This window comes from Aquibium microcysteis (genome assembly GCF_014495845.1).
GTDB classification, from domain to species: Bacteria; Pseudomonadota; Alphaproteobacteria; order Rhizobiales; family Rhizobiaceae; genus Aquibium; species Aquibium microcysteis.
Window position 1 is genome coordinate 1,142,479 of sequence record NZ_CP061080.1, and the last position, 12,072, is coordinate 1,154,550.

The 12,072-nt window shown below is 67.8% G+C and carries 11 protein-coding genes; 3 read left to right on the forward strand and 8 right to left on the reverse strand.

Going from position 1 to position 12,072, the window contains the following annotated elements; genetic code table 11:
• The first annotated feature begins 59 nt into the window (after positions 1 to 59).
• Together IAI54_RS05100 and IAI54_RS05105 are read left to right on the forward strand one after the other, a co-directional pair.
• Positions 60 to 2,621 carry a GcvT family protein gene (locus IAI54_RS05100; protein ID WP_187971321.1) on the forward strand — a complete coding sequence of 854 codons (2,562 nt, stop codon included), beginning with the start codon at positions 60 to 62 and terminating at the stop codon, positions 2,619 to 2,621.
• 135 nt (positions 2,622 to 2,756) lie between these two features.
• A complete protein-coding gene (locus IAI54_RS05105) occupies positions 2,757 to 3,641 on the forward strand; it encodes a DUF1194 domain-containing protein (RefSeq protein ID WP_187971322.1) in 885 nt (294 codons plus the stop codon).
• A 16-nt stretch (positions 3,642 to 3,657) separates the two neighbouring features.
• On the opposite strand, the gene IAI54_RS05110 is transcribed toward IAI54_RS05105, so the two are convergent.
• The 4 genes from IAI54_RS05110 to IAI54_RS05125 form a co-directional block, all read right to left on the reverse strand.
• Positions 3,658 to 4,176 carry a DUF4405 domain-containing protein gene (locus IAI54_RS05110; RefSeq protein WP_187971323.1) on the reverse strand — a complete coding sequence of 173 codons (519 nt, stop codon included), beginning with the start codon at positions 4,174 to 4,176 and terminating at the stop codon, positions 3,658 to 3,660.
• Between the two features lie 147 nt (positions 4,177 to 4,323).
• A complete protein-coding gene (locus IAI54_RS05115; protein ID WP_420838292.1) occupies positions 4,324 to 5,262 on the reverse strand; it encodes a GlxA family transcriptional regulator in 939 nt (312 codons plus the stop codon).
• 281 nt (positions 5,263 to 5,543) lie between these two features.
• Positions 5,544 to 5,681, reverse strand: coding sequence for a hypothetical protein (locus tag IAI54_RS05120; RefSeq protein ID WP_187971325.1), 138 nt, complete (start codon positions 5,679 to 5,681; stop codon positions 5,544 to 5,546).
• 300 nt (positions 5,682 to 5,981) lie between these two features.
• Positions 5,982 to 6,161, reverse strand: coding sequence for a DUF1127 domain-containing protein (locus IAI54_RS05125; RefSeq protein WP_187971326.1), 180 nt, complete (start codon positions 6,159 to 6,161; stop codon positions 5,982 to 5,984).
• 115 nt (positions 6,162 to 6,276) lie between these two features.
• Here IAI54_RS05125 and IAI54_RS05130 point away from each other — a divergent pair, with 115 nt between their 5' ends.
• Complete coding sequence (locus IAI54_RS05130; RefSeq protein ID WP_187971327.1) at positions 6,277 to 7,176, forward strand: LysR family transcriptional regulator; 900 nt, start codon at positions 6,277 to 6,279, stop codon at positions 7,174 to 7,176.
• A 46-nt stretch (positions 7,177 to 7,222) separates the two neighbouring features.
• On the opposite strand, the gene IAI54_RS05135 is transcribed toward IAI54_RS05130, so the two are convergent.
• The 4 genes from IAI54_RS05135 to IAI54_RS05150 all read right to left on the reverse strand — a co-directional run bounded on the left by IAI54_RS05135 (position 7,223) and on the right by IAI54_RS05150 (position 12,014).
• Positions 7,223 to 8,158, reverse strand: a complete 936-nt coding sequence (locus IAI54_RS05135; RefSeq protein WP_187971328.1) for an alpha/beta hydrolase — start codon at positions 8,156 to 8,158, stop codon at positions 7,223 to 7,225.
• 77 nt (positions 8,159 to 8,235) lie between these two features.
• Positions 8,236 to 9,207 (reverse strand): alpha/beta hydrolase, encoded by a 972-nt coding sequence (locus IAI54_RS05140; protein ID WP_187971329.1) that lies wholly within the window; start codon positions 9,205 to 9,207, stop codon positions 8,236 to 8,238.
• Positions 9,208 to 9,321: 114 nt separating this feature from the next.
• Positions 9,322 to 11,370 (reverse strand): ASKHA domain-containing protein, encoded by a 2,049-nt coding sequence (locus tag IAI54_RS05145; RefSeq protein ID WP_187971330.1) that lies wholly within the window; start codon positions 11,368 to 11,370, stop codon positions 9,322 to 9,324.
• 20 nt (positions 11,371 to 11,390) lie between these two features.
• Entirely contained in the window at positions 11,391 to 12,014 is a 624-nt protein-coding gene (locus IAI54_RS05150; protein ID WP_187971331.1) for a Uma2 family endonuclease, read from the reverse strand.
• Between the last annotated feature and the right edge of the window lie 58 nt (positions 12,015 to 12,072).

Genomic DNA, 12,072 nt, shown 5'->3' on the forward strand with positions numbered 1-12,072 from the left:
ACGACACGGTCGCGGCGCAATATAGTCCGCGCCAGACATGCATTGCGGAGCAGCGGACAATGGCAGAGTTCCCGACCCGGGCGAAGGTCGTCATCATCGGTCTCGGCGGCATCGTGGGCGCCTCGGTGGCGCATCACCTGATCGAGCGCGGCTGGGACGACATCGTCGGCATCGACACCTCCGGCATCCCGACCGACATCGGCTCGACGGCGCACGCCTCGGACTTCTGCTACACCACCAGCCATGACTTCCTGTCCGTCTGGACGACGCTCTACTCGATCGATTTCTACGAGAAGCTCGGCCACTACGAGCGCATCGGCGGTCTGGAGGTCGCCCGCGTCGGCGACGACACGCGCATGGACGAGATCCGGCGCAAGGTCGCATCGGCCAAGGCCTTCGGCACGCGGGCGCGGCTGATCGAGCCGGCCGAGATCAAGCAGAAGTTCCCGCTGATCGAGGAGAGCGTGGTGCAGGGCGGGCTGTGGGACCCTGATGCCGGCCTCGTCATCCCGCGCTCGCAGACGGTGGCCGGAAAGCTGGTCGACGCCGGCGAGAAGAGCGGCAGGCTGAAGGCCTTCGCCAACACGCCGGCCACGGCGCTGAAGATCGAGAACGGCCGCATCCGCGGCGTGGTGACGCCGCGCGGCACGATCGAGGCCGACCACGTGGTGGTCTGCGCGGGGCTGTGGGGCCGGCTAATCGCCGAGATGGCGGGCGAGGACCTGCCGGTGATGCCGGTCGACCACCCGCTGACCTTCTTCGGCCCCTACACGGAATTCGCCGGCACCGGCAAGGAGATCGGCTATCCGCTGATGCGCGACCAGGGCAACTCGGCCTACATGCGCGACACCGGCGACCCGACGACCTCGGAAGGCGGCATGATCGAATGGGGCTATTACGAGGAGACGAACCCGCGCCTCTGCCACCCGCGCGACCTCTTGGAGAAGCACCAGGCCCGCCTGTCGCCCTCGCAGCGCGACCTCGACATGGAGCAGATCATCGCGCCGCTGGAGAAGGCGATCGAGCTGACGCCGATCCTGGCCGAGCTCGGCTATGACGAGCGCCGCTCCTTCAACGGCCTGCTGCAGGTCTCGGCCGCCGGCGGCGCCTCGGTGGGCGAAAGCCAGAAGGTGAGGGGCCTCTGGTACGCCGTCGGCATCTGGGTCAAGGACGGCCCGGGCTACGGCAAGCTGGTCGCCGACTGGATGACCGACGGGCGCACGGAAATCGATCACGCCTCGATCGATTTCGCCCGCTTCTACCCGCACCAGCTGGAAGAGGGCTTCATCGAGGGCCGGTGCGGCGAGGCGGCGCAGAAGGTCTACAACCCTGCCGTCCACCCGCGCGAGCCCTACGCGACCGGTCGCAACGTCAAGCGCTCGCCGATGTACGAGCGCGAGGTCGAGCTCGGCGGCCATTTCATGGAACTCGGCGGCTGGGAGCGTGCGCATGGCTACAAGGCCAACGAGCACCTGCTGGAGACGTACGGCGACCGCGTGCCGGTGCGGCAGAACGAGTGGGACAACCGGCACTTCTGGCGCGTCTCCAATGCCGAGCATCTGGCAATGAGCGAGGATTGCGGCATCGTCAATCTCAGCCATTTCCACATGGTCGACATCGAAGGGCCGGACCATGTCGAACTGCTCGAATGGCTGTGTGCGGCGAAGATCGGCGGCGACGCCAACATCGGCAAGGGCATCTACACCCACTTCCTCGACGACGAGGGCATGGTGCGCGCCGACTTCACCGTCTTCCGCATGGAGGACCGCTGCCGCCTCGTGAACGGCGCCGACGCCGGCCCGCGCGATCTCTATTACATGAAGCGCGTGGCCGAGGATCGCGGCCTCGACGTCACCATCACCGACACCTCGGAAAAATACATCACCATCGGCATCTGGGGGCCGAATGCCCGCGCGACGCTGAAGAAGGCAGTCGCGGATCCGGCGGGCCTCGATCCCGAGAACTTCCCCTTCGCGGCCATCAAGCCGGTCGAGATCGCCGGCCGGTCCGTCACCGCCTTCCGCATCTCCTATGTCGGCGAGCAGGGCTGGGAACTGCACATGCGCTACGAGGACGGCCTCGCCGTCTGGGATGCGCTGCGGGCGACCGGCGTGATGGCCTTCGGCGTCGAGACCTACGCCAATTCGCGGCGCATGGAGAAGAGCCTGCGGCTTCAGAACGCCGACCTTCTGACCGAATACAACCTTATCGAGGCCGACCTCGCCCGCCCGAAGGTCAAGGAGGCGGATTTCCGCGGCAAGGCGAAGCACCTCGAATACAAGGCGCGGCCGCACCAGCCGGCCATGCTGTGCACGCTGGTGATGACCGACAACGTCGATTCGAAGGGCGTCGCCCGCTATCCCGTCGGCTCGATGCCGGTGATGGATCCGGCGACCGGTGAGACGCTGGTCGACGACCTCGGCCGCCGCTCCTTCACCACTTCGGTCGCCTACGGCCCGACCATCGGAAAGAACATCGCGCTCGCTTATCTGCCGCACGCCTGGTGCGAGGTGGGCCGCCGGCTGCAGGTGGAGTATTTCGGCGAGACGTTCCCGGTGGAAGTCGCGGCGGTGGGGTATCGGCCGCTGTACGATCCGGAGAACGCGAAGCCGCGGAGCTGAACGGGGGCCGCGCCACGCCGCGACGCGGCGGGTCCTTTTCAGCAACCGGCGCAGGTCGCGCGAATGTGAAGGGCAGGGGCGTGCAATCTGCCCGCGCTCGCTTTCCCTCCGCGACGTTTCGCGTATCGTTGCGTCATGTCCTCGCGCATCCTCCCCCTGGCGGCGGCGACACGCGGCTGCCGCATCCTCCTGCTGACCGGGCTTCTCGGCCTCTTGTCCGCCGCGCCGCTTTCGGCGCAGACCCATCCCGAGGACGACGAGGTCGTCGACGTCGAGCTGGTGCTGGCCGTCGACGTGTCGCTCTCGATGTCGCCCGGCGAACTCGCCATCCAGCGCGACGGCTATGCGGCAGCCCTCGTCCACGAAGAGGTGGTTCGGGCGATCCGGGACGGGGTGCACGGCAAGATCGCGGTGACCTATTTCGAGTGGGCGGGCGACTTCATGCAGCATGTCGTCGTGCCCTGGACCCGGATCTCCAGCGAGGCGGAAGCGCAGGCCTTCGTGGCGCAGATGACGGCGAACCCGCCGCAGAGCGCGCGCCGCACGTCGATCTCCGGCGCGCTCCTCTATGCCGACAAGCTCTTCGACGACAACGGCTTCCGCGGGCTGAAGCGGGTCATCGACGTGTCGGGCGACGGGCCGAACAACCAGGGCGAGCCGGTGGACCTGACGCGCGACGACATCATCGCCAAGGGGATCACCATCAACGGCCTGCCGCTGATGACCAGCGGCGGCTTCGCGTCGAGCTTCGATGTGGACGACCTGGACGTCTACTACCAGAACTGCGTGATCGGCGGGCCGGGCGCCTTCGTCATCCCGGTGAACGACTGGGCGCAGTTTCCCGAGGCGATCCGGCGCAAGCTTGTGCTGGAGCTTGCCGGAGTGTCGCCCGCATGGCCCCCGCCTGCCGCGCCGACGGCGCAGGACCTGCCCGTGGTGCTGGCGCAGGCGACTCCCGGCTTCGACTGCCTGATCGGCGAGAAGATCTGGCAGAACCGCCAGCGCTACTGGGAGAACTGATCGTTCGCCCTGCTTTTCAGGGCCCCGCGGGTCGGGGCTTTGCAGCAAGCGCGATTGCCAGGACCCGCGAGGTGGTGACGGACGAGTCCGCCGAGATCTGCGCGATCGGCTCGTCCGGCGACGTGACCTTCAGCCCCCCACGCACCAGCGCGGCTTCGAGATCGGTCGCCGCCATGCCGAGGAGCGGCGCGAGCTGCGCCACGGTGCGGCTGGGCAGGAGCTGGATCAGCTGGCGCTCGGGCGGCGCTCCGGTGCTGCCGCCGATCATCGACGGCGCAGCGAAGGCGAGGGCGCCGGCCAGCGACGACGCCAGCGCGACACGCATCGGCGCACGCTTGAAATAGGCGAGGAAGGGCCGCCAGTTCTTCTGCAGGTGCAGGACGAAGGGAACGACCAGCACCATCGACAGCCATTCATGCATGCCGGTGAAGGCCGCCCGCCCGACGCCGAAGAAGATCGCCACTCCGGAGACCAGCGAGACGACGAACAGGCCGGTAACGAGGGGCGTGGCCCAGCGTGAGACGACGACGGACATGGGGAACTCCGGTTTCTTCTGCGCCGGCGACACAGGCACCGGCGTGCGCCCGGGACACAAGCACCCGCGCCGACCGGTGGACGTTGATCTGAATCAAGCAGCCCGGGGGCCGACACCGATCGGTGCGATCGCCGCCGCAGCGGAGCGTCAGGCCGCCAGCATGTGCTTGCGGTCGGCGCGCTCCTGCTGCGGCGAGCGGGCGTAGAGCTCGCGGTAGCATTTCGAGAAATGCGAGGCCGAGACGAAGCCGCAGGCGACCGCCACTTCCACGACGGGCAGCGACGACTGGACGAGCAGGTGGCGGGCGCGGTCGAGGCGGATCTCGAGATAGTAGCGCGCCGGCGAGCGCCCCATCTCCTGGCGGAACAGCCGCTCGATCTGGCGCCGCGACAGGCCGACGCCGTCGGCGATCTCCACCAGCGACAACGGCTCGGCGAGATTTGCCTCCATCAGCTCGATGATGGCGAGCACCTTGGCGTTCTGGACGCCGAGGCGGGCGCGCAGCGGCAGGCGCTGGCGGTCCGTCGGGCTGCGCACGCGGTCGGTCAGCATCTGCTCGCAGACGCGGTTGACGATCGTCTCGTCGAAATCGTCGCCGATCAGCTTCAGCATCATGTCGAGCGAGGCGGTGCCGCCGGCACAGGTGTAGATGTTCTGGTCGACCTCGAAGAGGTCGGCGAAGACGTTGGCCTTCGGATATTTTTCCGAGAAGCCGGGAAGGTTTTCCCAGTGGATGGCGCAGCGCTTGTTTGAGAGCAGCCCGGCCGAGGCGAGCACGTGGGCGCCGGTGCACAGGCCGCCCACCGCCACGCCGCGATTGTACTCCTCGCGCAGCCAGGCGAAGACCGACTTGTTGGCGTAGCTCTCGACGTTGATGCCCGAGCAGACGACGACCATCGACGGCCGGTCCGGACCGCCGAGCTTGCGCCGCTCGTCGTCGAGCGAGGTGTCGACGGCGCATTCGACGCCGTTGGAGGCCTTGACCGGCCGGCCGTCGGCGCTGGCCAGCCGCCACCGGTAGGCTTCGAAGCCCAGCATCCGGTTGGCGATGCGCAGCGGCTCGATGGCCGTCGCAAAGGCCACCATCGTGAAATCGGGCACGAGGAAGAAGACGATCGACCGCTTCAGGGATGACTTCGCGTTCACGTGCATGCCCCACGCAAATGGCTGTTCTTATTCTTCTACGACTGCATCGTCGTGACGAAGAAAGTGTCGTCCGGAAGCAAGGCTGCTGTCAACGGGCGAGGGGGCCCGCGCAAGCGAAATTGAACGCATCCCCGCACATGACGACGCCCGCAGGGCAAAGCCTGCGGGCGTTCATTCGAAATCAGGACGGGCTCGGCCCGGCCATGGAGGACGGAGCCGTCTCAGCCGAGGGAATGTCCGAGGCGGGCGGCCGCCAGCGCGCCGGTCTGACCGGGCATCGTGCGCTGCAGGCGCTGGCGCTCCAGAGCGGTCGTCAGGTTGGACGGGCGGCGGGCGAACATGCGGGTGAGGAACTTCATCGATGCGTCTCCATGCTGTTTGACGGCTCGGCCTTCGCGCATTGGAGTGGGGCGGCGCGTGATGCCCTCCATATAGGCTCTGCTGCCTGCTTCGGAGGCAGGAAATACGAAGCGCAAAGCACAAAAAGCGACATGGGCAAAGTAAGGCGCCGAGCGCAAAAACACCGATAAATCAACAATTTAATAGTAAAAATCGTGCCGCTATGCTTGCCGCTCAAATGCGTCATGCGAAAACGCCGTGTCGCAGAAGCGACGAAGCCGGCGGTGCATGGCCGCCGGCCGCCGCGGAAGCGTCACGGATCAGCGACCGAAATGATCTCGGGCGGGATGGCGGCCGATTTCCGCGGTGTAGCGGTCGGGCCATCCGATGTCCTTGCGGATTTCCGAGGGCAGCGCTGCAATCGCCCTCTCCGTGCGGGCGGCGCGGCGCCACCGGCGCCAATGGCGCGCGAGCGCGCCGATGTCGGTCGGGATGGGCATGTCAGTATCCTTTCGTGCCGATGTTGTGGACCGCTTGACTATCGGCCTGGCCTCGCATTCAATCCAGCGAAATGAAATGAGCTTCTGAATCAGAAAAACTGAACGGAACCCTGCCGTGAACGCACCGCTGAACCACCCGCTGCCGCTGCTGGAACTGGACGTGCTGCGCACCTTCGTGGCGATCGCCGACACGGGCTCCTTCACGCTGGCGGCCAATGCGGTGTTCAGGACGCCGTCGGCGGTGTCGATGCAGATCAAGAAGCTGGAGGAGCAGCTCGGCCGCTCGCTGTTCAACCGCGACGCCCGCTCCGTCTCGCTGACGACCGACGGCGAGCTGCTGCTCGGCTATGCGCGCCGGCTCCTGTCGATCAACCGCGAGGCGGTGGCGAAGTTCATCGTCCCCGACATCACCGGCGTCGTGCGGCTGGGCTCGCCGGACGATTTCGGCGAACGCGTGCTGCCGATCGTGCTGAAGCGCTTCGCCCAGTCGCATCCCTCGATCGCCGTCGATGTGGTGATCGACCAGAGTTCGAACCTGCGGCGCCGGATGGAGGACCGCCGGCTGGACATCACGCTGATGACCTGCTCGCAGAAGTCGCGCGTGCCGGATGCCGAGGTTCTGCTGTCGGAGCCGATTGTCTGGGGCGGCGCCAGGGGCGGCTCGGCGCATCTGCGCGAGCCTCTGCCCGTGTCGCTGTGGGAGGAGGGCTGCGCCTGGCGGTCCAGCGCGCTGGAGGCGCTGGGGCGCGTCGGCCGCGACTACCGCGTCGCCTACATGAGCGCGCACACCGCGGGGCAGCGCTCCGCCATCATCGCCGACCTCGCGGTGGCGCCGCTGCCGCGCTCCTTCGTCGGCGGCGACGTGGTCGTGCTCGGCCCCGACAGCGGCCTGCCGGAGATCGGCACCTACGAGATCGCGATGCTGGTGGCCCCCGACGCGCCGGCGCCCGTGCTGGCGGCGGCCGACCACATCCGCGCCACCTTCGAGAGCTTCCGCGAGACCGGCCGGTTCTGAATCGGCCGGCCGGCAGGCGGCCGCGCGGACCGCGCCGCCGAGGCGATCAGGCGGCCGCGCCGGATCGCGGAGCCCTGGCCGATGTCGCCGCGAGATCCGTCACGAAGGACACCATCCTGTCGCGCGCGCGAAAAGCTTCGGGCATGTCGAGCAGCGGCCAGACGTGGTACAGCCCGGGCTCCTCCAGGATCTCGACCGGCACGCCGGCTGCGCGCGCCCGCGCGGCGAAGACATGCGTGTCGGGATTGAGCAGGTCGCGGGTGCCCGTCAGCACGAGCACCGGCGCCAGCACCGACAGGTCGCCATGGACCGGGCTGATGCGCCAGTCTGCATGGTCGATGCCGCCGGCATAGAGCCGCGTGGCTTCCTCGGCCCCGGGCACGCCGAGCCAGGGATCGCGCTTCTCCACCTCGTATATTTCGGGATTGGCGAGCGACAGGTCGACCGGCGGCGAGATCAGGACGAGGCCGGCAGGCTTCGGCAGGCCCTCCCGTGCTGCCGTCATGGACAGGACCAGCGCCATGTTGCCGCCCGCCGAATCGCCCATCAGGACGAGGTCGCGGGCAGCGGTGGTCGCCAGCACGTCGCGGTGCAGCGCCATGCACGCGCCGATGATGCGCTCCGCCTTCGCCTCCGGCGCCAGCGGGTAGATCGGCACGGTGATCTGAGCGGAGAGCCGCTCGGCCATTTCGGCGATCAGCTTCCAGTGATGCGCGGTGATCTCGAACAGGTAGGCGCCGCCGTGCAGGTAGACGATCCGCAGCCGCGAGGCGCCGGCTTTCGGCCGCACCTCATAGACCCTCATCCCGTCGACCGCGCGCTCGGCGATGTCCAGGCGCCGCGCGATCGTCTGCGGCGGCCGGAAATCCTCGCTCGCGCGCGCCGCCTTCAGCCGGGCGTGCATGCCTTCCACCGAAGCGAAGGACTTCTTGCGCGTGTGCTTCAGCACGAAGGCGAAGAGACGGCTCTTGAAGCTCGGCATGTCGGTTTCCCTGCCTGCGTGATCGGCCCCCGGAGGCCGGACCGGGCGGGGAGACTTGCCGCGATCGGCAGACGCGGTCAACCGGGAAGCGTCGGTCCGAGCCCGGTGCGGACCGGCGCGACGGGGACGACCTTGCCGCGGCTGCGCGGCGGCTCGGCCGGCGTCTTGCGTCCCAGGAAGGCGACGATGTGGTCGCGGGCGCGGCGCGCCTCGATCGTCTCGATCAGCGGCCAGACATGGTACATGCCTTCCTCGACGAAGAGCTCGATGTCGACGCCGGCAGCGCGGGCGCCCTCGGCGAAGCCGAGCGTTCCCGAATGCAGCAGGTCGCGTGTCGACGAGAACACCAGGGTTTTCGGAAGCACCGCGAGGTCGCCATGGCGCGGACTGATGCGCCAGTCGGCGACATCGAGCCCGGCGCAATAGAGGCGGATCGCCTCCATGCCGCCCGGCACGTCGAGCCACGGATCGTTCAGCGCCGCCTCCACCATCGCCTCCCGGGCGGTCATGTCGAGGCCGGGCGAGATCAGCACGTGGCGGCCGGGCAGGGGCATTCGCCGCTCCGCCGCCAGCATGGTCAGCACCACCGCCATGTTGCCGCCGGCCGAATCGCCCATGAACACGACCTCGCTCGCCGGGCTCTCGCCCAGCACCGCGCGGTAGGTCGCCATCGCCATGCGGAACATCGCGTGGAAATCGTGCTCGGGGGCGAGGGGGTAGATCGGCACGGTGACCCGCGCGCCGGTGCGCCGCGCGACGTCGGCGATCAGGTTCCAGTGATAGCTGGTGATCTCGAAACAGAAGGCGCCGCCGTGGAAATACACCACGTGGCCGGCGCCGCGGCGCGTGGCGGGGATGTCGTAGACGGGCCAGCCGTCGATGACGCGCTGCTCGATCCGGTGGCGCAGCGCGATGGCGGGCGGGGGGCGATGATCGGCACGCTGCCGGTCGCGGGCGATCCAGCGGTGCAGCTCCGCCGCGCTCGAAAACGCCTTCTTGCGCGTGAGCTTCAGATAGAGGCCGACGCATCTGCTTTTCAGGCTCGGCATGGGGCTCCGATCCTCCGGGGTCCGAGTGAAGGACCGTCCGGCGCGATCGTCAAGGGCCCAGGCAGGGAGCCAGCTTGGCGCGAGACCGGGACGGCGCCCGGCCAACGCCCCTTGTCAGCTTCGGTTCCGCCGCGCGTCGCGTTCCTCGCGCGAGCGGCGGCGCGGGGTGGAATCGCCGGTGGCGCCGTCGACGGTGGTGGCGCGGGGCGGCAGGGTGACCGCTTCGGCCAGATGCGGGAAGGCGTCGACCTTGTTGGGCAGCGCCATGGCGTTGACGAAATGCTGCTGGAAGCGCGGCTCGAGCGCCGTCTCGATCTTCTCGATGCGCTGCACCGTCCGCTCGATCTCGCGCCGGTGGTCGCGGCTGAGCAGCGCCATCAGCGCGCCGGTGCCGGCGGCGTTGCCGACCGCCTTGACCTCGGCGAGATCGCAGTCGGGGATGAGACCGAGCACCATGGCGTATTTCGGATCGATGAAGGAGCCGAAGGCGCCGGCGAGCGCGATCGTGTCGACATGGTCGATGCCGAGCTTCTCCATCAGGAGCTTGACGCCGGCATAGAGCGCCGACTTGGCGAGCTGGATGGCGCGGACGTCGTTCTGGGTGACGGAGATCTCCTGCTTGCCCTGGTGCAGCAGGTAGGAATGGGTGCGCCCGGTCTGGCGGATGCGCGGGCTGCGCGCGGCCAGCCCGCCGTCGATCACGCCGTCCTCCGAGATGATGCCGGCGAGATACATTTCCGCCACCACCTCGATGATCGCCGAGCCGCAGATGCCGGTGATGCCGAGGCGTTCGGCGTCCGCGTCGAAGCCCGGCTCGTCCGACCAGAGGTCGGAGCCGATGATCTTGAAGCGCGGTTCGAGCGTGGCGGGATCGATGCGCACGCGTTCGATGGCGCCGGGCGCGGCGCGCTGGCCGGCCGAGATTTCCGCACCTTCGAAGGCGGGGCCGGTGGGCGAGGAGGCGGCGACGAGACGATCCCGGTTGCCGAGCACGATCTCGGCATTGGTGCCGACGTCGACGAGGAGCATCATGCGGTCCTGCCGGTGCGGCCCTTCTGACAGCGTCGCGCCTGCGGCATCCGCCCCGACGTGCCCGGCGATGCAGGGCAGCATGTAGATGCGTGCGCCGGTGTTGATGCCGAGCCCGAGATCGCTCGCCCAGGTGTGGACCGCGCCCGAGACGGCGAGCGCGAAAGGCGCCTGGCCGAGTTCGGTCGGATCGATCCCGAGGAACAGATGGTGCATGATCGGGTTGCCGACGATGACCGCATCGAGCACGTTGTTCGGATCCACGCCGCCTTCCGCGCAGACCTTGCGCGTCAGCTCGGTGACGGCGTCGCGCACAGCCTTCGTCATCTGGTCGCGACCGTCGGGATTCATCATCACGTAGGAGACGCGGCTCATCAGATCCTCGCCGAAGCGGATCTGCGGGTTCTGCATGCCCGACGAGGCGACGATGCGGCCCGACAGGAGCGAGACGAGGTGCATGGCGATGGTGGTCGAGCCGATGTCGCAGGCGATGCCGTAGGCTTCGTTGTGCAGGCCCGGCCACAGCGCGATGATGTTGGGCCGCGAGGCTTCGAGGTCGCGGTGGATCGCCGCCGTCACGCCCCAGTTCCCCTTGCGCAGGATGCCCTGCACCTGTGGAATGAGATATTGCGAGACGAGCAGGTTGTCGAAGCCCCAGTCCCTGTCCAGCATCGCCTTCAGCCGGTCGAGATCGCCGAGCGGCTTGTGCATGTCGGGCTCCTCGACCTCCACGTAGCAGAGCTGGACGGCGGGGTTGCGCTCGATGATGCGGTCGATGGCCGACTTGCGCACCACCTGGGCATTGACCACCGTGTCCTGCGGCACGTCGATGACGAGGTCGCCCTGGATGGTGGCCGAGCAGGACAGGCGACGGTTCTCCGGCAGGCCGCGCACGCGGTCGTAGCGCTCCTCCTTGGGGCCGCGGGCGGAGATGTGGTCGTTGGAGGAGACGATCTTGTGCTTGGCGAAGCTGCCCTCCTGCACCTCCACCTGACAGCGCCCGCAGGTGGCGCGGCCGCCGCAGACGCTCTCGACGTAGACGCCGAGCGAGCGCGCGGCATCGAGCACCGGCGTGCCGACCGGAAAGCGGCCGCGCTTGCCGGACGGCATGAACAGGACGAGGGGATCGGACATGCGTGGGGGTGCCGTATGGGTTACTGTTCGGTGACGGACGCGAGGCCTTCGAAGATGTCGGCGAGCGCGAGCGTGACGCCGATTTCGGGGATGTCGATCACATCTTGACTGTCGGAAAAGACAACAACCGTCGGCGCTTCACCCGACCGCCGCGTATGCAACTGGACGCGCAGCTTGTCCGGGTCGATGATCATGACGTGGCGAATTGTCTGAACCCGCCAGTATTCTGTGATCTTGCCTGCCAGATCGAACGTTCTCGTGGACGGAGACAAGACCTCGGCCACCAGTATCGGGTGCTCAAATGTAAAGCCCCCATCGATTTTCGTCCCGCAGTCGACGACAAGGTCGGGAAACCGGATCTGATTTTCCGCCGTCTTCACGGCCGCATCGCTTACATAGGCGCTGCAGCGACCGTCTCGAAGCTGGTTGCCGAACAGGCGGGAAAGGTTGCTGTTCACCCTGTTATGGCGCCGGCTGGCGCCGGTCATCATGGTCGGGGCCGTGGCTCCTGGAAGTGTCACGGCGATGGGGAGCCGCTTGAGCATCGGAACGCCATCCACGAGTTCGTATTTCTCCTCCTGGTGTTCGTTCCAGGCGAAGAACTCGTCGATTGTCCATTTCCGCTGCGTCTGAACGACTGTCATCTTATCCGAGGTGCTCCCGGTCAATGCTGAGACAGATTACGCTTGCGAAAGGGCTCCG

What these genes read in the sequence shown, in the direction of transcription:
- IAI54_RS05100 (WP_187971321.1), top strand. Translation starts at nt 60, where the DNA reads ATGGCAGAGTTCCCGACCCGGGCGAAGGTCGTCATCATCGGTCTCGGC.
- IAI54_RS05105 (WP_187971322.1), top strand. Translation starts at nt 2,757, where the DNA reads ATGTCCTCGCGCATCCTCCCCCTGGCGGCGGCGACACGCGGCTGCCGC.
- IAI54_RS05110 (WP_187971323.1), bottom strand. Translation starts at nt 4,176, where the DNA reads ATGTCCGTCGTCGTCTCACGCTGGGCCACGCCCCTCGTTACCGGCCTG.
- IAI54_RS05115 (WP_420838292.1), bottom strand. Translation starts at nt 5,262, where the DNA reads ATGGTGGCCTTTGCGACGGCCATCGAGCCGCTGCGCATCGCCAACCGG.
- IAI54_RS05120 (WP_187971325.1), bottom strand. Translation starts at nt 5,681, where the DNA reads ATGAAGTTCCTCACCCGCATGTTCGCCCGCCGCCCGTCCAACCTGACG.
- IAI54_RS05125 (WP_187971326.1), bottom strand. Translation starts at nt 6,161, where the DNA reads ATGCCCATCCCGACCGACATCGGCGCGCTCGCGCGCCATTGGCGCCGG.
- IAI54_RS05135 (WP_187971328.1), bottom strand. Translation starts at nt 8,158, where the DNA reads ATGCCGAGCTTCAAGAGCCGTCTCTTCGCCTTCGTGCTGAAGCACACG.
- IAI54_RS05140 (WP_187971329.1), bottom strand. Translation starts at nt 9,207, where the DNA reads ATGCCGAGCCTGAAAAGCAGATGCGTCGGCCTCTATCTGAAGCTCACG.
- IAI54_RS05145 (WP_187971330.1), bottom strand. Translation starts at nt 11,370, where the DNA reads ATGTCCGATCCCCTCGTCCTGTTCATGCCGTCCGGCAAGCGCGGCCGC.
- IAI54_RS05150 (WP_187971331.1), bottom strand. Translation starts at nt 12,014, where the DNA reads ATGACAGTCGTTCAGACGCAGCGGAAATGGACAATCGACGAGTTCTTC.